This window comes from Thermosyntropha sp., assembly GCF_017656155.1.
Lineage (GTDB): Bacteria > Bacillota > Syntrophomonadia > Syntrophomonadales > Syntrophomonadaceae > Thermosyntropha.
The window spans coordinates 62,044-87,381 of sequence record NZ_JACDOH010000004.1; the positions used below are offsets into that span (position 1 = coordinate 62,044).

28 protein-coding genes and 1 riboswitch are annotated in these 25,338 nt (G+C 37.3%); of the genes, 9 read left to right on the plus strand and 19 right to left on the minus strand.

Annotated features, from left to right (window positions below; all coding sequences use genetic code 11):
• Positions 1 to 21: 21 nt before the first annotated feature.
• The 3 genes from H0Z36_RS05205 to H0Z36_RS05215 all read right to left on the minus strand — a co-directional run bounded on the left by H0Z36_RS05205 (position 22) and on the right by H0Z36_RS05215 (position 4,088).
• A complete protein-coding gene (locus H0Z36_RS05205) occupies positions 22 to 999 on the minus strand; it encodes a hypothetical protein (RefSeq protein ID WP_296864191.1) in 978 nt (325 codons plus the stop codon).
• A 1,006-nt stretch (positions 1,000 to 2,005) separates the two neighbouring features.
• A complete protein-coding gene (locus tag H0Z36_RS05210; RefSeq protein ID WP_296864192.1) occupies positions 2,006 to 3,130 on the minus strand; it encodes a hypothetical protein in 1,125 nt (374 codons plus the stop codon).
• 121 nt (positions 3,131 to 3,251) lie between these two features.
• Complete coding sequence (locus H0Z36_RS05215) at positions 3,252 to 4,088, minus strand: C39 family peptidase (protein WP_296864193.1); 837 nt, start codon at positions 4,086 to 4,088, stop codon at positions 3,252 to 3,254.
• A gap of 735 nt (positions 4,089 to 4,823) precedes the next feature.
• Between H0Z36_RS05215 and H0Z36_RS05220 the strand changes: the two genes are divergently transcribed.
• Genes H0Z36_RS05220 through H0Z36_RS05235 form a run of 5 tightly spaced genes read left to right on the plus strand, consistent with a single transcriptional unit; the run spans position 4,824 to position 7,605 of the window.
• Positions 4,824 to 5,312: a hypothetical protein gene (locus H0Z36_RS05220; protein ID WP_296864194.1), complete on the plus strand. Its 489-nt coding sequence runs from the start codon at positions 4,824 to 4,826 to the stop codon at positions 5,310 to 5,312.
• Positions 5,299 to 6,174 (plus strand): ATP-binding protein, encoded by an 876-nt coding sequence (locus H0Z36_RS05225; RefSeq protein ID WP_296864195.1) that lies wholly within the window; start codon positions 5,299 to 5,301, stop codon positions 6,172 to 6,174. The genes H0Z36_RS05220 and H0Z36_RS05225 overlap by 14 nt, the downstream gene beginning before the upstream one ends.
• Positions 6,131 to 6,748, plus strand: coding sequence for an accessory gene regulator B family protein (locus H0Z36_RS05230; protein ID WP_296864196.1), 618 nt, complete (start codon positions 6,131 to 6,133; stop codon positions 6,746 to 6,748). Before H0Z36_RS05225 ends, H0Z36_RS05230 begins: the two co-directional genes overlap by 44 nt.
• A 22-nt stretch (positions 6,749 to 6,770) precedes the next feature.
• Entirely contained in the window at positions 6,771 to 6,890 is a 120-nt protein-coding gene (locus tag H0Z36_RS10655; RefSeq protein WP_366508868.1) for a cyclic lactone autoinducer peptide, read from the plus strand.
• A gap of 19 nt (positions 6,891 to 6,909) precedes the next feature.
• Positions 6,910 to 7,605: a LytTR family DNA-binding domain-containing protein gene (locus H0Z36_RS05235; protein ID WP_296864197.1), complete on the plus strand. Its 696-nt coding sequence runs from the start codon at positions 6,910 to 6,912 to the stop codon at positions 7,603 to 7,605.
• Between the two features lie 133 nt (positions 7,606 to 7,738).
• Here the strand turns inward: H0Z36_RS05235 and H0Z36_RS05240 are convergent, their stop codons facing one another.
• The 4 genes from H0Z36_RS05240 to H0Z36_RS05255 form a co-directional block, all read right to left on the minus strand.
• Entirely contained in the window at positions 7,739 to 8,158 is a 420-nt protein-coding gene (locus H0Z36_RS05240; RefSeq protein ID WP_296864198.1) for a DUF3189 family protein, read from the minus strand.
• 12 nt (positions 8,159 to 8,170) lie between these two features.
• Positions 8,171 to 8,617, minus strand: a complete 447-nt coding sequence (locus H0Z36_RS05245; RefSeq protein ID WP_366508869.1) for a DUF3189 family protein — start codon at positions 8,615 to 8,617, stop codon at positions 8,171 to 8,173.
• Between the two features lie 346 nt (positions 8,618 to 8,963).
• On the minus strand, positions 8,964 to 10,004 hold the full coding sequence (locus H0Z36_RS05250) for an anti sigma factor C-terminal domain-containing protein (RefSeq protein ID WP_296864199.1): 1,041 nt from the start codon (positions 10,002 to 10,004) through the stop codon (positions 8,964 to 8,966).
• Positions 9,997 to 10,512, minus strand: a complete 516-nt coding sequence (locus tag H0Z36_RS05255; RefSeq protein WP_296864200.1) for a sigma-70 family RNA polymerase sigma factor — start codon at positions 10,510 to 10,512, stop codon at positions 9,997 to 9,999. Before H0Z36_RS05255 ends, H0Z36_RS05250 begins: the two co-directional genes overlap by 8 nt.
• Before the next feature lie 627 nt (positions 10,513 to 11,139).
• Between H0Z36_RS05255 and H0Z36_RS05260 the strand changes: the two genes are divergently transcribed.
• Positions 11,140 to 11,301 (plus strand): hypothetical protein, encoded by a 162-nt coding sequence (locus H0Z36_RS05260; RefSeq protein ID WP_296864201.1) that lies wholly within the window; start codon positions 11,140 to 11,142, stop codon positions 11,299 to 11,301.
• Positions 11,302 to 11,606: 305 nt separating this feature from the next.
• Here H0Z36_RS05260 and H0Z36_RS05265 read toward each other — a convergent pair whose 3' ends face one another.
• The 3 genes from H0Z36_RS05265 to H0Z36_RS05275 are packed head-to-tail and all read right to left on the minus strand — an operon-like array spanning position 11,607 to position 12,598.
• Entirely contained in the window at positions 11,607 to 11,906 is a 300-nt protein-coding gene (locus H0Z36_RS05265; protein WP_296864202.1) for an ATP-binding protein, read from the minus strand.
• Positions 11,866 to 12,150: a hypothetical protein gene (locus H0Z36_RS05270; RefSeq protein ID WP_296864203.1), complete on the minus strand. Its 285-nt coding sequence runs from the start codon at positions 12,148 to 12,150 to the stop codon at positions 11,866 to 11,868. Before H0Z36_RS05270 ends, H0Z36_RS05265 begins: the two co-directional genes overlap by 41 nt.
• A complete protein-coding gene (locus H0Z36_RS05275) occupies positions 12,119 to 12,598 on the minus strand; it encodes a hypothetical protein (protein ID WP_296864204.1) in 480 nt (159 codons plus the stop codon). The genes H0Z36_RS05270 and H0Z36_RS05275 overlap by 32 nt, the downstream gene beginning before the upstream one ends.
• Before the next feature lie 362 nt (positions 12,599 to 12,960).
• On the opposite strand from H0Z36_RS05275, the gene H0Z36_RS05280 reads away from it, so the two are divergent.
• Positions 12,961 to 13,500, plus strand: a complete 540-nt coding sequence (locus H0Z36_RS05280) for a hypothetical protein (RefSeq protein WP_296864205.1) — start codon at positions 12,961 to 12,963, stop codon at positions 13,498 to 13,500.
• On the opposite strand, the gene H0Z36_RS10660 is transcribed toward H0Z36_RS05280, so the two are convergent.
• Complete coding sequence (locus H0Z36_RS10660; RefSeq protein ID WP_366508867.1) at positions 13,497 to 13,709, minus strand: IS1 family transposase; 213 nt, start codon at positions 13,707 to 13,709, stop codon at positions 13,497 to 13,499. The genes H0Z36_RS05280 and H0Z36_RS10660 overlap by 4 nt on opposite strands.
• Positions 13,710 to 13,843: 134 nt before the next feature.
• On the opposite strand from H0Z36_RS10660, the gene H0Z36_RS05285 reads away from it, so the two are divergent.
• Positions 13,844 to 14,704, plus strand: coding sequence for an ARMT1-like domain-containing protein (locus H0Z36_RS05285; protein WP_296864206.1), 861 nt, complete (start codon positions 13,844 to 13,846; stop codon positions 14,702 to 14,704).
• A gap of 180 nt (positions 14,705 to 14,884) precedes the next feature.
• On the opposite strand, the gene H0Z36_RS05290 is transcribed toward H0Z36_RS05285, so the two are convergent.
• A complete protein-coding gene (locus H0Z36_RS05290) occupies positions 14,885 to 15,781 on the minus strand; it encodes an acetamidase/formamidase family protein (protein WP_296864207.1) in 897 nt (298 codons plus the stop codon).
• A 299-nt stretch (positions 15,782 to 16,080) separates the two neighbouring features.
• Here H0Z36_RS05290 and H0Z36_RS05295 point away from each other — a divergent pair, with 299 nt between their 5' ends.
• Positions 16,081 to 17,580 carry an aminotransferase class I/II-fold pyridoxal phosphate-dependent enzyme gene (locus H0Z36_RS05295; RefSeq protein WP_296864208.1) on the plus strand — a complete coding sequence of 500 codons (1,500 nt, stop codon included), beginning with the start codon at positions 16,081 to 16,083 and terminating at the stop codon, positions 17,578 to 17,580.
• A gap of 36 nt (positions 17,581 to 17,616) precedes the next feature.
• Here the strand turns inward: H0Z36_RS05295 and H0Z36_RS05300 are convergent, their stop codons facing one another.
• The 7 genes from H0Z36_RS05300 to H0Z36_RS05330 form a co-directional block, all read right to left on the minus strand.
• Positions 17,617 to 19,359: a Na+/H+ antiporter NhaC family protein gene (locus tag H0Z36_RS05300; RefSeq protein ID WP_296864209.1), complete on the minus strand. Its 1,743-nt coding sequence runs from the start codon at positions 19,357 to 19,359 to the stop codon at positions 17,617 to 17,619.
• 107 nt (positions 19,360 to 19,466) lie between these two features.
• A riboswitch (Lysine riboswitch) is annotated at positions 19,467 to 19,646 on the minus strand.
• Between the two features lie 93 nt (positions 19,647 to 19,739).
• Positions 19,740 to 20,810, minus strand: a complete 1,071-nt coding sequence (locus H0Z36_RS05305; protein ID WP_296864210.1) for a branched-chain amino acid aminotransferase — start codon at positions 20,808 to 20,810, stop codon at positions 19,740 to 19,742.
• 121 nt (positions 20,811 to 20,931) lie between these two features.
• The gene (locus H0Z36_RS05310) at positions 20,932 to 22,395 is read right to left on the minus strand and encodes an amino acid permease (RefSeq protein WP_296864211.1); all 1,464 of its coding nucleotides are present in this window, start codon (positions 22,393 to 22,395) and stop codon (positions 20,932 to 20,934) included.
• A 48-nt stretch (positions 22,396 to 22,443) separates the two neighbouring features.
• Complete coding sequence (locus H0Z36_RS05315) at positions 22,444 to 22,599, minus strand: DUF436 family protein (RefSeq protein WP_296864212.1); 156 nt, start codon at positions 22,597 to 22,599, stop codon at positions 22,444 to 22,446.
• Positions 22,596 to 23,219 (minus strand): CoA pyrophosphatase, encoded by a 624-nt coding sequence (locus H0Z36_RS05320; RefSeq protein ID WP_296864213.1) that lies wholly within the window; start codon positions 23,217 to 23,219, stop codon positions 22,596 to 22,598. Before H0Z36_RS05320 ends, H0Z36_RS05315 begins: the two co-directional genes overlap by 4 nt.
• Before the next feature lie 117 nt (positions 23,220 to 23,336).
• Positions 23,337 to 23,531, minus strand: a complete 195-nt coding sequence (locus H0Z36_RS05325; RefSeq protein ID WP_296864214.1) for an HD domain-containing phosphohydrolase — start codon at positions 23,529 to 23,531, stop codon at positions 23,337 to 23,339.
• 22 nt (positions 23,532 to 23,553) lie between these two features.
• On the minus strand, positions 23,554 to 25,233 hold the full coding sequence (locus H0Z36_RS05330; protein ID WP_296864215.1) for a Na/Pi cotransporter family protein: 1,680 nt from the start codon (positions 25,231 to 25,233) through the stop codon (positions 23,554 to 23,556).
• Positions 25,234 to 25,338 lie beyond the last annotated feature (105 nt).

Here is a 25,338-nt window from a genome sequence, read left to right on the forward strand (position 1 = left end):
CCACTTAATCTCTTTTTAATTTTAACGCCACGTTATTTTAATATAATTATAGTCTACTCCATCATCTCCTGCCCCAGGATTATCCCCATAATTTATTAGGTCGGCATAACATGAACCGGCTCCTGAACAATATGCTTCCACTCCTAGTTTCAGGGTGTAAACATGATCATCCTCTAATTCAAGATCAATATATTCGTTAAACGAATCTTCGTACATAGACGGGATTGGCAATGGGTTTTGTTGTTTATGTATAACTTTACGTTTCTTTTCTACTCCATCCGTAAGGTCGTAAATTACTGCAACAATAGTTCCAACTGATAAAGCCATAGGTGCAGTACCATTCCCTATCAAACTGTAACCGTATTCTCCATTAAAATAAATACGTGCGTTTCCAGTACCATTAACTTTAATTTTCTTGCCTACTGTTGCCCACGTAGTTGCAGTATGTGTAAATAATGCAGGATTGATTGTAGGATTATACGATGTTAGAGCATCAGCCCATCCTCCGGAATCGCATCCCCAATCATGTTTGAATTTACCACCAACAGTATCACCATGCTCACCTGAACTACCACAATCTGCTTGGTTAAACGTATAAGTAGAACCTTTATTAACAATGGAAATAGACTTTACACTTAGATTGTTCACATCCTGTAGCTCAGCATTAAGCATTTCTTTATGAACTTTTTTCATTGTTTCTTCATATTGCTTTTCCATTTCTCTTAATATTTTGGGACTTGGTTTTAAATCCTCTCCAGTTCTAGCTGATTCATAAACAAGGCGTTCCATTTCTTTCATATATTCGGAACTAGGCAATCCTTCCCCCTTTCCTTTATCTAATGCATTTTCATAAAATGTTTTATACTGTTCCCATTGCTGTAGGATTTCTGGATTCTTTAACATACTTTCGGATATTCCTGAATTTGCAGCAAAAGCAATACCTGTATTAGTGAACAGGAATACAAATACCAAACAGAAGAATATAATTAAACGATTCATATGTTGTAATTCCTCCTTTTTCAATATATAAATTAGTAATAGTTATATTCTCATATCGAGTCAACTACTTTGATTTTGATTAGTTTTTAGCTTTGTTTTTAGTAATCAATTACCAGTTCATCAACGCGAATAACTGTTATAATAAGATAAATACCCAAAGTCTAATTAGCAAGTTTGTTTCCATATATATGATTATCTGTTTATTAATTCTAATTTTTCTTTTTCACCCCCTCTTTTAAAGGAATGACTCTTCTGTTCGACAATCACTTTAATGCCTTGGACATTTCAAACTAATCGTTTTGCCATTAAGTATTTCCTTTCATATCAGTTTGACACAAATTCTGAATCTTTTTTTGTCAACACCTCCATCTATCTTTTTTCCTGCAGCCGGCCTGATTCTTGGAAACGGATATATCCGGATACTATACTAGTCAGCTTTCGATGCTGGTTAAGTTTTTTTAAAGTTTTTTGCTTTTCTTTACTCAAATTCATCAGAGGTTATATCTATATTTGAGTATTTATTTTATTGCACCCTGGTTAGGCGCAAATCCCCTTATTTGCTGGTTTCTGCCCGCTTTAGCCTGATGGGAACAGCTAATTAGACTGATTGTTATGCCTACAAATTGCTATTGATACCAGAATACGCCAAAAAAAATAATAAGTCAATATTAATGGAATAAATGGAAGGTTTTTGAACCTGAATGGTATTTTTTGGGGTGCAGCTTGTAAAAAAAAGTTTGCATAATTTAACCTAGTGAAAAGGGAAAATGAAATTTGTGTCAGCTGAGGGAAAGAAAGGATAAGAATCTGTACTATTTGAGCTGCCTTTTCTCCACTAATCCCATAAGAAGCCTCATCAACAGGAATATTAAACGAAGTTAGGGTTCCATTTCTTGAGCTTCATTGTCATTCCGTAAGGTACCACCCCCACTCTCTCCAATTATTTCCATGATATAAACATCAGAAGCAACTTATCTGTCATATCTCATTGCCTTTATATCGCATATTATTCTCGAATATGGCTTAATGACATAATATAGACTCCACTACCTTCACTTCTATTTTTCCAGCAAAGCCAGTTTCCAAAAATTCTTCTTTCTTGGGCTATTATTGAATGTGGACAATACTTCTTCTTAGCAGTGATATCATATACCTCTAACTTACTATTTAGGAAATTATTATTCCATGTAACAAACCCATCACTTACTGTTGCTCCCCAATATTCTACAAAATCAGAAGGCACAGCCTCAGTTATTGGGGATAAATTGCCACTTTTTAATTCATATATCATAATGTTCTTACATTCGGGAGTATCCTTCTCATATGTGGTCCATACTACATAACCATTCCATAAAACTGGACATATGGAAGGATCATCAGTTGTTAACTGCTGTATAGAATCTTTTGTTAAATCATACAAATATATCTCTCCGTTCATCTCGCTTGTCCATTCACCCCGATGCCAGACCACATTATTAAGGAAAACACTTGGGTGTCCCAAATATTGGTTAACGCCCCTTATTTCTTGAATTACTGTCTTTTTATGATTATCTAGTTCAATTTTAATAATTTGAGAAGTTTTGTTTTGTGGTTGTATTTCTAATTCTCTATCATAAACCAAAATATCCCCATACAAGGAAAGTGAAGGATAATCTGTTCCGCCCATTTTAAAATACTGTCCTTGGTCAATAATCATTTTGTCGTTGGCGGCTTTATCTTTTTTATATATTCTCCATTTTAATTCGTTCCTTTCAACCCATACACAGTATTTGTCATTTTCCGCAAAACTAATTATTTCAAAACCAGATTGTGGATCAATTATTTTAGTAGCAGTTTTGTGGGTGGGATCAATCCTGAACAATGCTGAAGATACCTGCTGATTGGTCTGGTTATTTTTATCCCATAAAAAACCTATTAGTTTTCCGTCTTCACCCGATGCCATTATTCCCGCAATTTCGGGGAAATACAAATATTCTTCCATAGTTTTACAATCAAGTTTACTGTCCTTAGATGATAAGGCCAAATGTGCCATAGAAACATTTTCTCTAACGCAACCGCTGGTAATAATCAACACTAGTAAAAGAACAACTAGTCGAAGATTTTTGGTATCCAGATATCTCAATAATACCATTTAAACATGTCCCTCCCACAACTTTTTTGAAGATTGTATTTTTCAGGACAAAGGGTAACGTTGAAATTAAATACCTTCACTGCCAAAAGCAGTAAGAAAAGCTAATCACTTGGTAAAAACATTACCATACTATACCACGATCAGCAACTAAATTAGCCATTAGATCATAACTAACCCAATGAGCTCCAAAAGCTTGCGATTTATATCTATTAGGGTCAACATAATGTACTTCTTCGGTAATGCCATCATCACGCCATCCGTCAGCAGTTACATAATGCCAACTTTCCGTAGTATAACCTGGCAAATACCCATTAGAATCATCCATGTGAGTATCACAAATAGTAGGTAGGTCCGCTACACAATTAATTCTGACATAATATTTTAAATCACTTTTACTTGGTGACCATAATGTATGCCAATTCCATGGTGTCCAATCTTCTAATGTACTTTCCCAGGTACCTGGAAATGGGGTACCAGCTGAACTACTAGTATTTAAATCAGATGCAAGATTAGATTGTGTAGCTGGCCTGTTATCATTAGGATTCGTTGTGATATTCTTATAATTTAATAGCTGTTTCGCCGAAGCGGGTCCACAGTAATATATTGTTTCCTGCCCTATAGCAGATACTCCTAATACTTTAGATGTTATTGCTCGTGAAGAATTAATATCAGCTGCATTTATTTCTATGCCTTTCCACTTTTTCAAGAACTTCAAGACTGCCTTATTGTAGGCAGTTCGATCCTTACCGTCTAGTTTTTCAAGAGAAATAATGTTTTGAACATCCTCTTCAAGTTCTAAAATCAGTCTGTTTTTTTCTAGTGTTTGAGGAGAAACTGTAATTGTTTGCGTGTCGTTTTCAGTAAGTCCAGCATTATCTGCAAGACCCAAGGCTGGAACCATTGTAGTTAACATTATGGATACCATTAATCCAACTAATATTCTTTTTGTTCTCTTCAAGCTACATACCTCCAATCGTTTTAATCCAGTTTTATACAGACAACCCCGAACAACCTCTAGATATATAGGGGCTGAACAAATATCAAATATTGTTACTAACGGGATCTCCTGCCATAACCGTAACAGATGTTCCAAATAAAAATGTTAAACTTAATAAAGCTGCAGCAATTATATTTTTAATTTTTTCTGCCGGTGGTAGTTCATGCTTGAAATTTGTTGCTCCGAATTTCTTTTTGCGTTTGGAATATAGCCTGTTGTAACTGCTAAACTAAAATGGACAGAAAACAACAAATAATAATGAACTATTTCCCCCCTTTCAAAATATAAATTGCCTCCAACCTCCGATATTAGCTTCAAACCTCCTTTCTATAAGGAATATCAGTTTTCTGGCCTGGTTGCCTATACTGTTTAGTTAAGTGATTCGTGAAAAGCACCAAAAATTCAGCATATAATATATATCCGCGAACACATCAGCACAGATAGCCTCCATAAACAAAATACAAACATTACTACAAGAAAAGACACATCACTTCCCTTGGAATAATTTTAAAATACAGGTAAAATTATGACATAAATTATTATACAGATTAAATCTACAATTTCTACATACATGTGGTGAAATGTCCATTTTTGATGGTAACTGTCCATAGAGCATAAAGGAAATGAAAAAAAGATGTCAAATTTACTTATTAAACAATTTCTAAGTATAATAATCAAGCGGTGGAGGAAATATTAATGCATCCTATAGCCTGGTATTTAGCTTTATTAATATCTATTCCTCAAACACTGATGATAATTCTAATGGGGTTTAGCTTATTTAATCTCAAAATTGATTTATCTCGAACTGTTATTGTTGCACTAGTGATGGGAGTAATCTGTTATTTAATACGGTTACTTCCCATCCCGCTAGCTGTAAATACGATTTGCATAATCCTGGGTATTGCTGTATTAACCAGTTTGATTGGCAACACGCCATTTTTAGATAGCTTTATAGCTTCTTTACTAGGGGTAATGTTATATGGAGTAATTGAAAATATTATTTTACAGACGTTTTTTAAAATAACTGAGTATACCGTATCTGATGTAATAACTAATTCGTTTTTAAACATAGTTTTATTTATTCCAGTACTATTGCTTATACTAAGTATTTATTTCCTTTGTAGAAGATTTAATGTTGTTATATACGATTTAGGAACCAGGGGAGAGTACAGTGAGCAAAGATAAGTTAGTAATTACAACTGTCCTTGTGCAAACTCTGATACTTTTACTGATAAGTAATCAAATACTAACTTCTGATAATTTAACAAACCTGAAAGATAGCATTCCTTATATAAACTTAGTTATCGTAGGTCTCAGTATCTTGAGTATTATTTCTATCAAAAACATCGATAAAAACGCTAGATATAAAATCAAAGCCATGATGCTAAAAAGTACTCTTACCCAGGTAGAAGAACTTCTTAGAGCTCTTCAAATGCAAAGACATGAATATGCGCGACACATTGAGACAGTACAAGCTTTAGTGGAGTTGGAAAGAATCGAGGAAGCCAAACATTATATAGAAGGGATTACTGAGAGTTATTGGCCAAATTATGAATACATTTACGTTGATAACCCTGCATTAGCTACTTTACTCAATACTAAAAAAGCTGCTGCAGAAAAACAAGGAATAGACTTTGCTTTTGCCGTGAAATGCGAGCTTGATGGTTTGGATATTCCTCCCTGGGATCTCTGCAGTATAATTGGAAATTTACTAGATAATGCCATAGAAGCAGCCATGGAAGATGAACAAAATCCTAGAGTGGCTATTGAGTTTACATATTCAGATGATTCTTATTATGTCTATATTTTTAATAATGGTTATCCATTTCCACCAGAAGCTAAGTTTTATGAGCCCGGCTTTACAACCAAAGGTTCTAATGGACGTGGATATGGTCTTTATATAACTAAAAAACTTGTTGAGCAATATAACGGCGAAATAAAAATATCCTCGTTTAAAAAAGGCACCGCAATTTATTTGAATTTTCCATCTCGGAGGATAAAAGATGATTCAGGGTATAGCACAAAGTATTGCCAGGAGATTGGGTGACATCTTAGAGGCAAGACCAGATCAGATAGAAGTTTATGCTTATGGATTGGAATTGTTGTTACTACCAGTCTTTAACTTTTTTGTTGTATTCATTTTAGCATACATTATTGGAAGTCTACCTAACACACTGATGTTCCTAGCAGTATTTGCTCCCTTTAGGTTTTTTGGAGGGGGAGTACATATGAGCACCAGTATTCGGTGTTTAGTAATAAGTACTTTATTAATTGTAGGGTTAGGCACTATATCTACACTAAGCGTTTCCTTTCTTCTTTTATTTATACTGTTAATCATTACATTCGTGTTTGGAGTATATGTCACAGCAAAGTGGGTTCCGCCTGGCACTGACAAAAATCCTATCACTGATCCTAAAATACGTACTAAACAAAAAATTTATATGACGGCTCTTATTATTATTTGGAGTGTTGCATGTATTGTGATAGGCAAACTGCAATTGCATAATTATTTACTTGCTCTTATCCTGGGAGCCCTTAGCAGTTTATTATTAATGACACCGTGGGGGTATAACCTCATCAGAAGTATTGATAGGGTTCTAGACAATATCAACCGGGGGTGATGAAAATATGTTTAAGAAACTTATGAAACTGCCAGCAGCTACTCTTGCTCTAGTGCTTACTTTCATTGCAACAGCAAATATTAGTGCTACTAAAGTATTCATTCTCTATGAGCCGGACACACCAAAATGCCTAAAGAAATAAAGGAGGGAAGGTTGAAGCAATGAAGGTCTTACTACTCGAAGACGAAGAGTATACCAGGGAGTTTTTTGTAAAAATATTAAATCAAATACCGGAAGTAACAGAGGTCATAGCTACTTCGTGTGGTGAAGAAGCAATAAGCCTTACCCAAGAGGAAAATCCCGACCTGATTTTACTCGACATAGAGCTGGACGGGCAGGATATCAACGGACTGCAGGTTGCCAGAATCATATTTGAGCATACCCAGAGTATTTTTATAGTATTTATTACCGGGTATGCTCAATATGCTTTGGATTCCTTCATAGTACATCCTTACGACTATATATTAAAACCAATAAGCAAGAATCGCATGATCAAATTAGTACAGGAAATTGCCGCAAAGAAAAAAAAGACCGAACTAAAGCCTCTAATACTAAAGAGTAAAAATCACATATTTCAGATTGATCCCAGTGAAATAATATTTATTGAGAAGCAAAATAATATTTCATTACTGCATACATGCAAACGGGTTCATAAAACTTATTATTCCCTTCAAGAATTACAGGATTTATTGGGAGACGTTTTTCTCAGATCGCATAAGTCTTATTTGATAAATCTCGACTGGGTAGATACCATAGACCAAACAAGCAATAGAACCTATCAGGTAAATTTTAAAAACTACCAAGGCAAAGCACTGATGAGCCGAAAAGGTTACATAAAATATAAAAAATCTTTTTGAGATTATAAACCTCCGCATAAATGACAGACACCTTACTACCATCCTCTAAAAAACTATGACTAGGTCGAAAACAGAACAGCTTTAGTCACAGCAGTGGAAAAAATAAGACAGCCCTTTGTCCGAGTATCAAAAACTACCTGGCAATATTGCGTCCTCCCTCCTCAATAAGTTTCTTCCGGCTTATAACCCATCGTTTAGCCAAAAAATAGAAAGGTTTGGTAAGATGCAGACTCTGCCCCAGCCAGGTGAAAAATACGGTTAGTTTTTCCCCTTTTACCTCCACGGGGATAACTTTCATGGTTTTTTCATTTCTTCCTGCTACCTCATCCAGTTCTGCACATATAATCTCAAGCAGCTTATAGTTGCGCACCCCCATTGTATATACTCTGTTTCCTTCCCTATCAAAACCCACAAAAACCGGAAATCCCTCCCGGTCATATTCAGCCCTGGCAAACAGAGGCTCATCCTCCTCTTTCACCCTTTTACCAAGATAAGTATAAGCTGCCAGCAAGGGTTCAAAAACCCCGCTCCTGCCGGTAAAAAGATAGATCACTATTATTCCTCCTCACAAGGACTCTAATTTAACTATTTCTGTTAATTTCTCCAGATGGGGAAAAGCCAGTTTAGAACCCCATATTACAAAAGGACGACCCAAAAGAGGACAGGACATCCGCCTGGATAAAAAACCGCCCAGACGCAAAACCACATTTACGTAAGACATGGTGCAAACCAGAACAAACTCCTTGTCCAGTTCCATCAAAGCGGTCAAACTGCGCAAAGCCGGCTCAAAGTTGGAATTTTGCGTACCTAATATGTAAATCTCATTCCCTTTCTGGTCTGAACCCACATAATAGATCCTGCCAAAATCATCCGGGGTGGTCTTGTCAAATAAAGGCAGTTTCATCATATCCTCTTTAGAAGGTACTTTCCCTTTTTCCAGTTTGCCGGCATGAATATTGGCGGCCAAAACTGAAGAATGACTCCCGCCATAATCAAAATAAATAAATTTAATTGTTCCTCACCTCTGCATGATCTCCCCTAAAACTGAATCCTTTATATTCTATTCTGCCTCAACTGGCCGGTCTTATACTAAAATTTGTCCCATCTTCTTATTTCCTATTTTATCTATTTCAAACAATTACTACCTGCTATTTCTTTTCGCAAGTTCAAATTAAGTTTTACTGTATACAGTTGAAAGCAAATTGTCGCGTCCTTTTTCACCATTTTACAAGATATATAAAAGAAACGCGTAAAGTAAAAAAATAGATCATTTGAAGCTACCTGCAAGATCAGGATAGTAAAATAAACAAAAAGATGCCCCCTTTAGAATAGGGCATCCTGTAAGCTTATTCTTCCTTTTAAAACTTATCTATTACTATTCCTAAAGTTGCTGCTTTTATATAACCTTCATCCCTCAACAGCTTCATGGAAGCAGTATCTCCCGTAACTACTACTCCTATAATTCTGATATTATCTTTAGTAACCTCTCCCTTATCACTGCTCAACCTGTCATACAGCCTCTGGAATTGTGCCTGATAGCGGTTTTTATGATTTAAACCAAAATTAATTGCATTGATGAAAGAACGGCGGGGATCTTCTATGGTTATTCCGCAGGCATCAACTCCTTTCATGCCATATACCTCATTGGCAAACAAAACCTCTGGTTCTTGATATATTTTCTCACCAATTTTCTGCCCATCCTTGCCTCTTAATTCTTCATAATGTCCCTGCATTCCGCTCAAATCTTCCTCATTATAGGTATCTACCCAATACCAGACTGTCTTTATTTCATCAGGAAGCATTGCTCGCACTTCTTCGAAACTGTAATCCCGGTCAAAGGAAAGCGCCAGTTCAAGGTATTTATTCTCCCCGATCTCTTCCAGCAGAGCAAGATCGTTTTGGTAGTTTCCATACTCAATACGGGGATGATAAAACTTCATTTCCCTGTGTCCGACCCGGTTATAATAAGTATGCTCCTCTCTAAATTCGATACGGGTCAATTGCCCTCTGGCTGAATGGCCGGAAATACCTGAAACAACGGGAACAATATTATACCGGATTTTGTAAGTCCCATTATATACAGCCCTGTTGCCAACAATCCTGTGCGTAACATACTCCAGCTCTCCTGTAAGAAAACCATCATCAGTCTGATACTGACTCATATATGTGTTGGGTCTGGCCACCAAGTCAAAATTCTGTTCACTTGCCAATTCATCATTGGATATACGGTTTAACATTCCCGCGTTGATAACAACAATTGCTGCACTTAACAGTAAAAAAACAAGTAAACTGACAGCAATTGTCCGAAGTAAAGTAAATGCTTTAGCCCTTCGCAATATCTTTCTGGTTTCACTGCTATTAAAGTCAAAGGTTTCGGTCAGTTTTTTCTCGTCATTCATAATTCAGCCCCCTCCAGGTATCTTTAAATCTTTGTTTGGCCCTGTAAAGATAAGTCCTCACCGTTTGTTCGCTGATGTCCAGCAATTCCGCTATTTCCCGATAGGAAAGTTCTACCATGTACTTTAAAACCAGCAGGTTTTTATATACTGGACTTAGATCATTCAACACCCGGGCTACTTGTTTCTTCCTCTCATTGTCCAGAACATAATTTTCCGGAAGATAATCTGCTGCCGGCATATTGTTCAAAATACTTTCCATCTCCAGCGAAGCCAGCGGAAGCTTCTTATTTTTTCTGCACAAGTCATAGTAGCTATTCAAGGCAACCTTAAAAAGCCAGGAAGCCATTTTATCAGGATCAACAGTTTCCAGATGAACAATAGCTTTAAAAAAAGTATCCTGCACAATATCCTCAGCATCAGCAGGGCTGCAGCCTATTTTAACAAGGTATTTGTAAATGATGTTCATTTTACTCGCAAACATTTTTTCCAATAATACTTCATTATCCATCTCCGCCTCCCAAACACTTTAAATAATTGGAATGCATTCCCTGTCAGTCATTTATATAACGGTTCAGTTTCGAAAAAGTATACAACTTCTAAGTAAAATTTTAAAATCCATTTCGGGTTAGGATCGTATCAACCCTTTACAGGATCCTTTCAGCCGGGATTCCTCTTCCTGGTTATTTACACCTCCAAAACGGGTATTTACGAATTTTACAAGGGAATATCTTGACGTAAAGGAAATCTTAAACCTTAAAATCAACTGTGGAAATTTAGAGCTTAAGATCAGATCAGCCGGTTATAAAAATGTGGGAAACAGTATCAGGGGATAAAAATTCAGGAGAAATGCCTACATACCTTTTGGAGGTCAATGTCCATACTCCGGTATTATAACTTACCCTAAATAAGCAAAGGATGTTTATTTCATTGCTATTATTAAGCGATTTAATAAGAGATGTAGTAATATTAATACTTTACGGCTCCAGCACCTGTTGACCCTTATAAACCCTTCTGGTATTATAATACAAATATCGGAAATAAAATCCAGGCATTATGGGGCTTAAGCCTCTCCTACATTGAGATAGGCATTTTTAGTAAAATAATCGACCATAATTGATGAAAGGAGGACAAAATATTGACTGGCTCAATACTATACATAATTATACTTTTGTTTATGTATGCTTTAATAATCGGCGCATTGATTATAATGATTAAGACTATATATCAAAAACACAAGATCAGCCAAGAAATTTTGCACAATATGGAAGAGCTTATTAAGCTAATCAAAGAAAAGTAAATTACAAATCACAATAAGAGTTGAGTAATTCTGCCGGCGTTTTTTTCATAAAAAATCTTTTCCTTTTTATTTCTCCTGAAAGGATACATTTTGCATAAGCCTTTTCGGGAGATTGCCCAATTTTTATTTATTTTTTAGCCAATAACAGATTGCTTAATTTTTATTGTGGTTGATGACAGGACCTGAAACAGAAGCAGTATATGGTTCCTATATCCTCGGAGAAATAAAATATAATAACACCCTTGGGTTCGATACCCTCCTGCAGTCGGTTAAAATTTCTTCCCTGTAACAATGAGCATAGGAAATCAATATATGATTTGGTCTGGGAGACGGTGCTTATTAGCACCATTTATTCCTTCGCAGGGTAATTTTAGTATCACGGTCGTCTGCCGGTTTGACAATACCTCAATATCTCCTCCGTATTTATCTATCAGGATCTTGACCAGATATAAACCGTATCCTCTGGAGCAGGGATCCTTAGTAGAAAATCCCGGCTCAAATATTTTAGCCTTATCAGCGATTACAGCACCGTTATTTTCTATGTAAACCCAGTAGTATCCGTCCTCATACAGGAATTCTATGATTACCCGGGGGGTTAACATCATAAATCGCAGCTTCTATAGCGTTGTCCAAGAGATTACCTAGAATACTGTTTAAACCCCAGGGGGGTATATTAATCCTGGAGATATCGCACTTTACAGCAACAGCAAATTCTATACCCTGCGATTGTGCAATATTACGTTTAGTATTTAGCAAACCCATTACCGCAGGGTGTCCAGTATCAAGCATGTTTTCTGCACATCGATATTCTTCAGCTTCATATCTGATCGGTTCCTTCCTCCAAGTCATAGATAACAAAATTATTGCGCCGAATCAGTATAAATAGGGCTAACGCAATTAGCAAAACTGGTACAAACGCTAATATATTGAGCCCTGGATGTAATGCGAGGTCTCTCACAGTCTTTGACGTCATTTTCAGGAACAGGGGCAGACATACTCCCTCAATAACCCCAAGAAGCATAAACCCGAGCAGTGATGCAGCCAAGCTGTGCAGGATATCAGTATGTGCGATAACAGTAACTAAAAATGCCACGGTTATTATCAAGATTATCGTGTGTAACCCAAATGCTACACTGCTTTGTCTTAAGAAATAAGTTATAAAACCTGCTATAAACGCTACTAATAAGGCTTTTTTCAGGTCTAAATTTAATCCAAACAGCCCAAACCCCAATTCTATTACCAGCAGTGTTTGAGGCACGGATATTAATAAAATGCCATACCATGGCAGGGGATACATTTAACCACTCCTCTAGTTAACTTACTTACAAGTATATGGTCATATGGTAACTTTTGTATACACATACATGTGGTAAGAGGGCCATTTTTGCTCGTAATTGGTTACTTATTATAGAGGAAAAACGGAAATCTTGTTTAATTAATAAAAAAGTATACCAAAATTACAACAAGTAAAGGGCATTGATAAAAACGACATTACGCAATTTATATATTCTAATAATAGATCTACAGGTATTGATTTATCGGCTATTGTTTAAGACAAATATCGATATAATTTCTTTTTTTTAAATACTCAATTAGAAGCCCGCATTAAGCCAAGCATAAATTAAATATTAAAAAAATAGATAAAGGGGATTAAATAAGTTGAATTTAAATAAATTCCTCGGTTTTCTTTTATATATAGTTTCTTTTATAATATTGCTTAAATTGGGCGATATGGTTTCTTTTCGTCTTCAAGATCAAACGCCTGATCATTGGCCTTATAAAAGATTCTACTATATTTTCTCAATACTCCATCCTTTTATAATAGGTCTTATATTTGCCGTTCCCCATTTCCTCTCGAAAACTAAACAATCAGGGGTATGGACTTTTGACTGGATAATATTTCTGGCAATCTGTATTCCTGCCTTATACGCTTTAATCACACCTTGGATTCCAAAATCACTATATCCTTTTTGGCCTTTACGAAACTGCTTTTCTTATTATTGGCATAACATAACTGCTATAATATTTGGTTACTTCTTTTTAGAATCATTCAAAAAGAACAAACCAGTTGAAACCTTTTCCCGTTTTTTTGGCTATTTCGTGTATATGATTATATTCTTGACGATAATTAAATCAGGGGATAATGGCTGTGGCTATTATTTAACCGAGTTAGCCTTTTCCGGCAGGGCAAAACTTTAATAATGATAAGTGTAGAACTTGCGGCGTTTGTAGACTTCCATAGCACAGCCACACCAAGGGCATTTAATATTAAGCTGCTTATGTCGACTTGCTTCAGGGACAAATTGAGTACGGCATTTTTTACAGCAATATTTTTGACGACCTTTATAATCGCGGCCGTATTTCCAAAGAGAATTACTTGAACACTTAGGACAGGATAAGTTACCCATTTTCGTAGAACCTCCTTTGTTTATGTTTGGGGGTGAAGCTGGTAACTTACACCAACAGCATAAACACTGAGGTTCTACGATTGCAAATATGATTTAAGTTAACAGAACTCCAAAATAGCAAGGAGAGATAATTAATGAAAACATATTTGGACTGTATTCCCTGTTTTATAAGGCAGACAATAGAAGCCTTGAGATTTGTTACTGATGACCCCCGTTTACAGGAAAAGATAATAAAAGAAATTCTGATAGAAACTTCGCAGCTTGATCTGCGTCAGTCTCCGCCCTACATGGCACACCGAATACATGAGTTCATTCGCAATTTCACCGGAATAAAAGACCCGTATAAAGAAGTAAAGGAGAGGTTTAATCGGGCTGCACTGGAAATGTACCCAAAGTTAAAGGAAATAGTTAAAAATTCTCCTGATCCGATAGAAAAAGCTATAAAAATATCTATTGCCGGAAACATTATAGATTTTGGGGTGACAGCAGATATTGATGAAAAAATGGTGGAAAAAACCCTAGAAAGCTGTCTGAAGCAGGAGCTTCCTGCTGATAACTTGCAGAAATTTAAAGAAAGTATTTCTAAGGCTGAGCGTATTCTTTTTTTAGGGGATAATGCGGGTGAAATAGTATTTGACCGCGTTTTGTTGGAAGAAATGCCGCTGGAAAAGATAGTTTATGCAGTAAAAGGTGCTCCTATAATAAATGATGCCACACTGGAAGATGCAGAAACAGTCGGACTTACGGACATAGTAAGAGTAATAAGTAATGGGACTGATGCGCCAGGAACTATTTTGGAACTCTGCTCAGATGATTTTTTACGGGAGTTTAGTAAAGCTGACCTTGTTATAGCCAAAGGACAGGCAAATTATGAAACATTGAGCGAGGTAAAAGATAAAGAAATTTTTTTCCTGCTGAAAGTAAAGTGTCCTGTTCTTGCTGCTGACCTGGGCTGTGAAACAGGAGAAATAATAGTTAAGAATAACCGTGGATAAAACAAAAACTGTTGTTTGTAATTCGTATTATTCGGATAGATTTTCTCTAAAGGTATTAAGGATTAGCCAGCTACTTCAATTTAACAACTGTCCTTTCCTGATAAAAATAATAAAGACCGCTTTCAAATATTAAAGTGAAAACGGTCAAATATATACAAATTCGGATATTTACCAATCAGACTAAAACTTAAGATTATAGTTTTGCATGATATTTTTGGATATACCCATACGCACAGTTTTCAACGGATCCACAACCTGACATATCTCCATATTTCCAACAGCGCTAAGTAACGAAACTATCTCGTGCATGTTCATATCAGTTCGCTTGCACAAAAACTGAATCATACCTTTAAGAGCGAAATCAGAAGCTTCATCAAGATCTTCAGCAGAAGCAATAACATAAAAGCTCTCTTCCGTCTCTAAAACAGGCCATTCCTCGCTTTTATTTTTAATTAAATCAACCTTGACAGTTACCTTACCAGGTATCTCTACTCCAGTTACCGATACTTCTCCATCACCCATTACAGCATGGAGATCGCCCATAGCCAATAAAGCCCCCTCAACCCAAACGGGCAGATAAAGGGTTGTACCTTTGCCTATCAACTTAGTATCCATGTTTCCTCCGTGTTTACCTGGAGTTCCACAAGGAATATCATCATTGGCTGGTGCAGTCCCAATAACCCCTATCATAGGTCGGATAGGAATACTTATTTTTTCGTTAAAAACTGCTTTGCCATTTTTAATTGGTACTATCTTTGTCTCACTTTTTTCGATAAGATCTCCGGCTGCCCCCATACCAGGCACAGTAACCATACAACCCTGATCAGCAATCTCTATATCTTCAATATAGACTACGAGAGTATCACCAGGCCTTGCTCCTTTTATGGCAAGCGGACCGGTTGCAGGATTTATGGTTGCCCAACCAACTGCTTCAAAAAGATCTGCTTCTGTCTGAATTTGATTACTAAAACAATCTTTAGTATAAAATATAACAGTTTCTCCTGGCTCTGCTTCTGCTACTGGAGCATTATTCGGGCTAAGTGAATATACTACTTGTTCGTCAGTTATGGTTAACACAGCTCTCCCTCCCTTAATTAATATTTTATTCTTCCAATATCTAATTTCATTGTAATCCTTTCTTATGTTTATTTGTTATTAGTATTTATAATTAATACATAAAAAATTATTATATTGTGAATTTTTCACAATTCAAACTTTTCCCAAACTGGAAATGGTATATTAATGAAAAAATTCCCATTTTCCGCTCAAATACAGAGATGCAAAATTTTTAATTTTTTTATCATAAATTATCTATATAAAATAATGATTTTCTGCTATAATATCATTTTGGTAACCTGAGAAAGGAGTAAGGGGAAATGTTCAGATTAGACCAGAACAAAACACCATTATTCGATGCAGTAAAAAAATACGTGGAAGACAAAGTAATCCAGTTCCATGTCCCCGGTCACAAGCAAGGACGCGGACTTCCAGAACTGGCTGAATATATAGGTTATCGAGCCCTGCAAATGGATGCTAACGGCATGGAAGATCTCGATTATATCAATAATCCTACCGGAGTAATCGCTGAAGCCGAAAAACTCTGTGCCGAAGCATTTGGAGCCGAACATGCTTTCTTCCTGGTTAACGGCACTACTTCAGGAGTCCAGGCCATGATAATGAGTGCCTGCTCTCCCGGAGATAAAATAATTATTCCCCGCAATGCCCATAAATCAGTTATAGGTGGCATAATCTTAAGCGGAGCAGTGCCGGTATATGTCCAGCCTGAAATAAATACCAGGCTCGGAATTGCCATGGGAGTAAGTGTAGAAACCATAAAAAAAGCCATACAGGAACATCCTGACTCCAAGGCCGTTTTCGTTATAAATCCTACTTATTACGGGGTAGTTTCTGATTTAAAAAGTATTGTCAATATAGCACATGCTTATGGCATGGCTGTCCTGGTAGATGAAGCACATGGGGCTCACATGTATTTTCACGATGATCTTCCCCTTACCGCCATGGAAGCGGGAGCTGACATGAGTGCAGCCAGCATGCACAAAACAGCCGGCTCCATGACCCAAAGTTCTGTTTTGCTGCTCAACAGCAAAACCATCATGCCTTCAACTGTCCGGCAGGTATTAAACTTAACCTATACCTCAAGCGGATCATATCTGCTTATGTGTTCATTGGATGTGGCGCGTAAGCAGCTGGCCACCAGAGGAAGAGAACTTCTGACTCACACTCTGGAGCTGGCCAGAGAGACCAGATATCAGCTTAACCGAATTGATGAGGTTTATGCCTTTGGTAAAGAATTAAAAGGAACACCCGGATGCTTTGACTTTGATGAAACTAAGCTGGGCATAAATATCGTCGGACTCGGCTATACCGGATATCAGATGGAAACTAAACTGCGCAGAGAATATAATATTCAAATTGAACTGGCTGATCTCTATAATATTTTAGCTATAATGAGCATTGCCGACAGACCTGAAGATCTTAAAGCACTTACAAAAGCACTGCGCAATATTGCAGACAAATGCAGCAAAAATATCCTGAAAAACTCTACCCGGATTCCTCATAACCCGGAAATGGTAGTTCCACCAAGGGAGGCCTTTTACAGCACGAAAAAGGTTATAAAACTTGAAGATGCGGTGGGAGAAATTGCGGGTGAAAACATCATGGCTTATCCCCCGGGAATTCCGGTAGTATGTATGGGTGAGCGGATAACAGCAGATATAGTAGAATACCTCAAGGTATTAAAAAATGAAAACTGCGAACTGCAGGGAACCTCCGATCCCAATGTTGAATATATAAGGGTCTTGGCCGACCAGTCCCTAGCGGAAGAAAGATTCAGCATTCCGGTTATATCATCATAAGAAAAAGCCTGCCTTAAGGCAGGCTTTTTTACTCGATTACTCCACCGCTTCCACCGGTTTTCCTATAAATCTTATGACCAGAGCTATAACCAGAATAGAAATTGGAAGAACAAGCCATATCGACAATCCTAATCCAGCCGGAATATATCCAAAAATTATGGTAACTAAAGCAACCGTAATCGCATACCAAAGCTGTGTATTAACATGGGCAATATGGTCACATGCAGCACCCATGGACGATAAAATAGTCGTATCTGAAATAGGCGAACAGTGATCTCCAAATATAGCTCCAGTCAAAACAGCCGAAGTACATACAATCATATACCCCATATCGGGAGAAAGCGCATAGGCTAAAGGCACTGCAAGAGGCATAAGTATACCCATAGTTCCATAAGAAGTCCCGGTTGCAAAAGATATAACTGCTCCTAAAACAAATATAACTGTCGGCAGAATAAAAGCCGGTATAGAATCTTTCAAGGCATTGGTAAGCCAGTGAGCTGTACCTAAATCTTTGATTACGCTGCTTATAGACCAGGCTAACAGAAGAATTACCCCGGTTATAACCATCGATTTTATTCCCTGCACCCAGGTATCTATAGCTTCTCCCAAAGAAAATATCTTTTGCCAAACACCCATGATTATAGCTACAATTCCTGCTAAAATTGCCGCCTGAAAAAGAACCACACTGGCATCAGCATTTCCGAAAGCTTCTTGAATCGCCTTAAAAGAAAGTGGAGCAGCTGTCAAAAGATTTATTAAAGCCTTATCTTCCCCCGCCATTATCGCATTATATCCGTTATAGTAAAAACCTCCAACAGCTCCAATAATAAGCACAAGAAGAGGAATGAGCGCATTCCAGATGTTAAGCTTTGCTCCCGGAGCAGGTTCTAAAGCCGTTGTTTCTACCGAAATCATGGGTTTGGCATCATCTGCCATAACCTTTCCAGTTTCTCTTGCCCTTCTCTCTGCTTTAAGCATAGGTCCAAAATCACGCAGCATTAAAGCACTGAGTACTACAAAAGCTAAAAGCAGAATATTATAAAAACGGTATGGAATAGTCTGAACAAAGAGAGCATAAGCATTAACTGTCATGCCTATAGAATCAAATGCATCCTTAATAACACCTATTTCATAGCCTACCCATGTAGATATAAGAGCAATCCCTGCTATCGGAGCAGCTGTAGCATCGATAATAAAGGCCAGTTTTTCCCTCGAAATCCTTAAAGCATCATTTACCGGCCGCATAATTGGCCCAACTATAAGCGAGTTCGCGTAATCATCGAAAAAGATTATAAGTCCCATAAGCCAAGTTACAATTTGAGAACTCCGGGGAGTAGTAGCTCTCTTGGCTAAAGCTTCCGCTATAGCTTTGGCTCCTCCCATCCTAGTTATAAGGGCAATTACCCCTCCAATTGCCATAACCTGTAAAATAATTCCTGCATCCCATGGATCAGCCAAAGAAGCTAAAGCCTTGCCTATAAGAAGCAAAAACCCCTTGCCTAAAGCAGCAAAAACATTAGCTCCATTAAGCTCCAGCATAAAAGTGCCGGAAAGCACTCCCAAAAATAATGAGAATATAACATTTTTAGTTATAAAAGCCAAAACTATCGCCAAAAGTGGAGGAACAAGTGTAAATACTCCATATTTTTCTACCATAGCAGCCACTTCCGGAGGTATATCAGTCCCTGCTGCCATAACTGTTTCCGCTTCGCCTAAAGTAAATACTATTGCGAACAAAAAAAAGAGCCATAACAAGTGTTTGTTAGATCTTAGCTTCATTTCATCCTCTCCTCTGTAAAAATTCGCGAATATCAAAAATAGAGCAAACATAAAAAAACCTTGAGGATTTTTCTCAAGGTCCAAAAGTAATCTTATTACTTCTATCGCTTAAGAATAGCCCTCCACAAATAAAAACTATTTGTGACAGTGCTGCATATATTCTATGCAGCCCCAGCCATACAGCCTTAAAGCATCAGCTGCAGACTTCGGCAGCATTTCCTTTCCTTAAGCCTCATCGTGCTTACCTCAGCTAAAGTACTCTTAAATGCTGCGCCTCTATTCTTGATATTCACTTGTAATCAACTAATATTTTGTCTTATAATCTTATAATTTGTCAAGACAGGTAAAAGAACCACATTACTGTGGCTCTTTAAATAAATTTATTTAACTTCCATAGTCCAACTAAATTTATCTTCGATTCTACCATACTGTATTCCAGTTATAGTCTCATAGATCTTAGCTGATAATTCTCCAGTCTTGCCTTCATTTACCGTTATTATATTTTCATTCCAGTTAAGCTCTCCTACCGGTGATATAACTGCAGCAGTTCCTGTTCCGAAAACTTCTTCGAGCAATCCTTTCTTATGAGCTTCATATACTTCTTCTATGCTTATGCGTCTTTCAGTAACCGGTACATTCCAGCTCTTTAAAAGCTGAATGGTAGAATCCCTGGTTATACCGGGGAGAATGCTTCCTTGCAAAGCAGGAGTAATTACTTCTCCCGCTATCTTGAAGAAAACATTCATGGTGCCAACTTCTTCTATGTATTTTCTTTCAACCCCGTCCAGCCATAATACCTGGGTATATCCTTTTTCATGCGCTTCTACCTGAGCTTTGAGGCTTGCCGCATAATTTCCCGGTGTTTTGGCATATCCTACACCGCCTTTAACTGCCCGCACATAATTAGTCTCCACATAAATCTTGACCGGATTTATCCCTTCCGGATAATAAGCTCCTACCGGAGATAAAATTATTATAAATTGATAGGTTAAGGAAGGTCGTACTCCCAAATATGGGTCAGTTGCAATGATAAAAGGCCTTATATAAAGAGAAGTTCCTTCAGCATCAGGTATCCAGTCCTTATCAACCTTGACCAGTTCTTTTACTGCTTCTACTGCAAATCCTTCATCAATAGGAGGTATACACATACGCTCATTTGAAATGTTTATTCTCCGCATATTTTGCTCCGGCCTGAAAAGAAGAATTCTGCCGTCTACTGCCTTATAAGCCTTTAAGCCTTCGAATATAGCCTGTCCATAATGAAATACCATAGTAGCCGGATCAAGACAAAGATTTTGATAAGGCACTATACGCGGGTCATGCCATCCTTTGCCTTCTGTATAGTCCATTATAAACATATGATCAGTAAAATGATTTCCAAAACCCAGTTTGTTAAAATCAGGCTTTGCTTTAGGAGAACTGGTTTTTTCTAGACGAATCCTTTCCGACATATTTTATTTTCATCTCCTCACAGTAATAATTTTCTATATATCTTTTAATTATATTACATAATGTCGTTTTATGGATATTTTTTTGTAAAGTATACATCATACAATAATGCCATTTTGTTTATCAACTATCATCTTGTTGATTTTCCATGCATGACTTACATCCATTTGGTAACGGAAATTCTTTAGCTGCCTCCATTGCTGTCTGCAGTCTGAAATAACTTAATTCATGGCGTATAACTTCTTCAATGCCCTTTTTATCCTCCACATGTTTCTTTACAAAATAAATCAAAACATATAAGAATACCAAACTTAAACCAGCAATTAATCCTGAGCCCTGCCCTTTTATAAAAGGCATACTTGCCATTATTACTAAGAGAAAAATAATCGCAACAATATTAGTATAAGGATAAAGAGGCAACTGACACTTTCCTTTCGGAGGACAACCGTAAATTTTTCGAAATTTCAAATGGGTAGCTACAATGGTCAGATAAACAAACAGGAAAGCAAAACCTCCCGAACTTACTAAAAAAAGATAAATTCTCTGAGGAAGAATAAATCCCATAGCTAAACCGAAAAGCATAGCTAACCCTGAAAATAATATACCGCGATAGGGAATATCTCCTCTATCTTTAAGCCATTTCGGAGCATGTCCTTCATCTGCCAAAGAACGCAGCATACGGGCAATTCCAAAAACTGCTGCCATCATTGTAGAAAAAATGGCTGTAATTAAAACTGCATTAATAACTGTTGAAGCAAGGCTTAAACCGTGGCGATTTAAAGCACTTACCAGAGGGCTTACTTTTTCATTTAAAACGGCAGTAGGAACCAAAAAAAGCAAAAGTCCAACAGCCACTACATATAGCCCTACTAAAGAAAGAACTGTAAAGGTTATAGCACGCGGCACAGTTTCTTTAGCATTATATGCTTCCGAAGCAGCTAAACCAACAATTTCAAAACCTGCATAAGTAAACATCACTATAAGCATACTGCCTGCTATCCCAGCTATTCCATTAGGAAAAAAAGGTTCGCTTAATATTTCCCCTATACCTACAGGCACCCGTCCTGAAATTAATCCAGCTACAAGCAAAACAGCAAGGACTATAAAACCTATGATAGCAAATATCTTTACTCCTGCCAGACTGCTTTCAAGTTTACTCAGTTTATCTACTCCCAACAGATTAATCAAAGTTACTGCAATAATAACTGCAGCTCCCAGCACTGGTAAAGAGAAACTCGGAAGATATGTCCTGATGAATACGGATACCGCAATAGCCTCACTAGACATAGCCAAAACCAGCCCTGTCCAGTAAACCCAGCCTACTACAAAACCTGCCATAAAGCCATACATATGTTCACTAAAGGTTCTAAAAGAGCCTGCTGCCGGATAAGCTACCGTCATCTCCGATAGAGAAAAAAGGATAATATAAACTAATGCCCCACCTAACAAAAAAGCTACTATTACACCTGGGCCGGCAGCATTTATAGCAATAGCTGATCCCAAAAAGAAAGACCCACCTATTACAGTCCCTAATGCCAGCATAACTAACCCGCCTGCTGATAAACCTTTTTCATTTGTTTTCACCATCTGATCCTCCTTCAGCTCACTCCTTCATTCATAAAAATAGTTTGAGCTTTAAATAAGGAGGATATGCCTAAAAAAATGAAATTTTCTCAAATACATACCAATAATATCCATGCCTGCATGAGCCTTAATACTTTCTGTCAACACCGGATTTACAAATCGGCGATAAGCAAAAGCGGTCAGGCTCCCCCCGAAATGGCAAATCATACGTTATCATTTTTTATTAAATTTAAAAAATTATGCAGTATTCTAGCCGTCATTCCCCATATAACATAATCCTCCCAAAGATAAAAAAGCTGCGGAAGGTATCCTTTCTTAAAAGCATATTTTTTGCCGTTAGGAATAAGATGGACAGGATAATCATCAGGCAGACGAGGCTCAAGTTTGATTCGATTAACTATTGGCTTATAAGTTTTTAGATACTCTAAAGGAACAACAAAAACCTCCTCTACCTCATCCGTGAGAGGTTTTATCGCTTCAAAAGAAGAAATAGAAGCACAGTAAGGATAAACAATTACATTAAAAGGGCTTACCATTATATCTAAAGGGGCTATAACTTCTATACAATCAGGAGAAAGTCCTAATTCTTCACAAGTTTCCCGCACCGCTGCAGCCTGGGGATTCTCATCATAACTTTCTATTTTTCCTCCGGGAAAAGATATTTCCCCCGGCTGATGCGAAAGATTGGCCGCCCTTTTTTCAAAAAGCACACTAATCTCACCATTTTTCTTTACCAAAGGTAGTAAAACTGCTGACTTGAACATCTTCTCTTGTCCTAATATCCCAGCTTTCCTGTCTTTCAAGGCTTGGCACACTTCATTCAGCACTGCCTATATCCCCCTCCGTTTTTATCCTTTAACTAAAAATACCACTTTTTCAGTGAGAGGAAAAGCAAGAAAAAAGCTAATTTTTATCCTCAAAATAGAAAAAGCAGAGCAGATTTTCTACCCTGCTTTTTCTTTGATATACCGGCAAAATATCTCAACCAGTTCCGGATCAAATTGAATCCCGGCTCCTTTTCGCAAAATCTCCAGGGCCTCCTCTTTTGGCATCGCCTTCTTATAAGGTCTTTCACTGACCATAGCGTCATAGGCATCACATATCGCTAAAATAATGCAGCATCTTAAAAAATGCTGCATTTACTACACTATATTATCAGGATCAGGCAACTTCATCCAAAACATATCCTGCAATATTACGACAGTGTTCATTTATTCTTTTTATATTACTCAATAAATCCAAAAATACTGCCCCATTATTACCGTTGCATACCCTTTCATTAAGCCTTCTTATATGAGCTTTTCGATATTCTGCCTGGAGTTTTTCCACCATTCTCTCATTCTGCATAACTTTGCGCGCTAAATCCTTGTCGTTCTTTTCTAAAGCCCTAAAAGCTAAACGAAGTGTTTCCTTGGTCATATCAATTATATTAGACAGTTCTTTCTGGGCTTCCCCGGAAAAATTCACATTATATTTGGTAGCATAATCTGCTTGGTCAATTATGTTTTCACTGTGGTCAGCTATTCTTTCAATGTCATTTAGAGACTGCAAGATTATATAAGCTCGATTAGAGTCTTCCTTTGACAAACGCTTTTCAGAAGCTAAAACAACATAATCTGTAATTTCTCTCTCCAAATTGTCCACTGTTTCTTCTAAAGCCATCCCCTTTTGATGAAGTTTCTGATCCCTAGTTTCAAAATATTCTACTGCATTGTTAAATGCCTGAACAGCCAGTTCAGCCATACGAAGGGTCTCGCGGTAAGCCTGAGCCAAGGCTACCGGAGGATTACTAAGGAATATTCTATCAATATATTTTGGTTTAAATTCAACAACTTCATCTTCAGTCTTATCTTCAGGAATCAGCTTAGTTACAATAAATGCAAGCAGACCTACCAAAGGCAATTGAAGTAAGGTATTACTTATATTGAAAACCGCATGGGTCTGAGCAATCTGCAACTTTATGTTCAGAGTATCCCAAGTGCCTGCAAACCCTGGAATAAGGGTAAAAAAGTAGTTGGTAAAAAGCACGACTATCTTTTCAAAAATACCTAGAATAAAAAGAGGCAAGAAAATTATAGTCCCTAACATATTAAATATAAAATGCGTAAGTGCCGTGCGCTTAGCTGCCGCTCCGGTTCCAATTGCCGCCAAAAGAGCAGTTATCGTAGTTCCTATATTATCTCCAAATAAAATAGGAACTGCCTGCTTATAAGCAACTGCTCCCTGATAAGCCAACTCCTGCAAAACCCCAATAGTTGCACTGCTGCTCTGAACTATAGCCGTAAAAACTGCTCCAATTAATACCCCGAAAATAGCATTATTATCAATGCTCATCATGAGATTAATGAAAAAAGGTAGGTCTTTTAAAGGCTTCATTCCGTGTCCCATAATAGTAAGCCCAAAAAACAAAAGGCCAAAACCAAACACAGCCTGTCCAACAAGCTGCAGCCTTTTATTTTTGGCAAACATAAAAAGAAGTACTCCTAAAGCTATTATAGGAAGGGCATACTCTTTTAAATTAAAACCTATTAAATAAGCTGTAATTGTTGTCCCTATATTAGCCCCCATAATTACACCAATTGCCTGTCTCAAAGTCAAGAGCTCAGCATTAACCAGCCCTACTGTTAAAACCGTGGTAGCGCTGCTGCTTTGAATAAGGCCGGTAACCAACATTCCGGTAAAAACTCCTCTAATCGGACTTTTAGTCCCCTGCTCCAAAATAGTTCGCATCCGATTCCCGGCTACCGACTGTAAACCATCTGACATAAATTTAAGCCCAAACAAAAACAGCCCTAAACCGCCTAAAAAAGAAAATATTATTTCCTGCCAAGAAAACTCCATCGCCTATTTTCCTCCTCAGCCAAAACCTCATTTAACTTTTCCCATCAAAAACCTATTATATTATAGCATTAAAAACTTTAACCCCAGCTTAATAAATTTTACAAA

Coding starts and splice junctions, on each gene's coding strand:
- H0Z36_RS05205 (WP_296864191.1), bottom strand. CDS start 999: ATGAATCGTTTAATTATATTCTTCTGTTTGGTATTTGTATTCCTGTTC.
- H0Z36_RS05210 (WP_296864192.1), bottom strand. CDS start 3,130: ATGGTATTATTGAGATATCTGGATACCAAAAATCTTCGACTAGTTGTT.
- H0Z36_RS05220 (WP_296864194.1), top strand. CDS start 4,824: ATGCATCCTATAGCCTGGTATTTAGCTTTATTAATATCTATTCCTCAA.
- H0Z36_RS05230 (WP_296864196.1), top strand. CDS start 6,131: ATGATTCAGGGTATAGCACAAAGTATTGCCAGGAGATTGGGTGACATC.
- H0Z36_RS10655 (WP_366508868.1), top strand. CDS start 6,771: ATGAAACTGCCAGCAGCTACTCTTGCTCTAGTGCTTACTTTCATTGCA.
- H0Z36_RS05235 (WP_296864197.1), top strand. CDS start 6,910: ATGAAGGTCTTACTACTCGAAGACGAAGAGTATACCAGGGAGTTTTTT.
- H0Z36_RS05250 (WP_296864199.1), bottom strand. CDS start 10,004: ATGAATGACGAGAAAAAACTGACCGAAACCTTTGACTTTAATAGCAGT.
- H0Z36_RS05255 (WP_296864200.1), bottom strand. CDS start 10,512: ATGGATAATGAAGTATTATTGGAAAAAATGTTTGCGAGTAAAATGAAC.
- H0Z36_RS05265 (WP_296864202.1), bottom strand. CDS start 11,906: ATGATGTTAACCCCCCGGGTAATCATAGAATTCCTGTATGAGGACGGA.
- H0Z36_RS05270 (WP_296864203.1), bottom strand. CDS start 12,150: ATGACTTGGAGGAAGGAACCGATCAGATATGAAGCTGAAGAATATCGA.
- H0Z36_RS05275 (WP_296864204.1), bottom strand. CDS start 12,598: ATGTATCCCCTGCCATGGTATGGCATTTTATTAATATCCGTGCCTCAA.
- H0Z36_RS10660 (WP_366508867.1), bottom strand. CDS start 13,709: ATGGGTAACTTATCCTGTCCTAAGTGTTCAAGTAATTCTCTTTGGAAA.
- H0Z36_RS05285 (WP_296864206.1), top strand. CDS start 13,844: ATGAAAACATATTTGGACTGTATTCCCTGTTTTATAAGGCAGACAATA.
- H0Z36_RS05295 (WP_296864208.1), top strand. CDS start 16,081: ATGTTCAGATTAGACCAGAACAAAACACCATTATTCGATGCAGTAAAA.
- H0Z36_RS05300 (WP_296864209.1), bottom strand. CDS start 19,359: ATGAAGCTAAGATCTAACAAACACTTGTTATGGCTCTTTTTTTTGTTC.
- H0Z36_RS05305 (WP_296864210.1), bottom strand. CDS start 20,810: ATGTCGGAAAGGATTCGTCTAGAAAAAACCAGTTCTCCTAAAGCAAAG.
- H0Z36_RS05310 (WP_296864211.1), bottom strand. CDS start 22,395: ATGGTGAAAACAAATGAAAAAGGTTTATCAGCAGGCGGGTTAGTTATG.
- H0Z36_RS05315 (WP_296864212.1), bottom strand. CDS start 22,599: ATGATTTGCCATTTCGGGGGGAGCCTGACCGCTTTTGCTTATCGCCGA.
- H0Z36_RS05325 (WP_296864214.1), bottom strand. CDS start 23,531: ATGCAGCATTTTTTAAGATGCTGCATTATTTTAGCGATATGTGATGCC.
- H0Z36_RS05330 (WP_296864215.1), bottom strand. CDS start 25,233: ATGGAGTTTTCTTGGCAGGAAATAATATTTTCTTTTTTAGGCGGTTTA.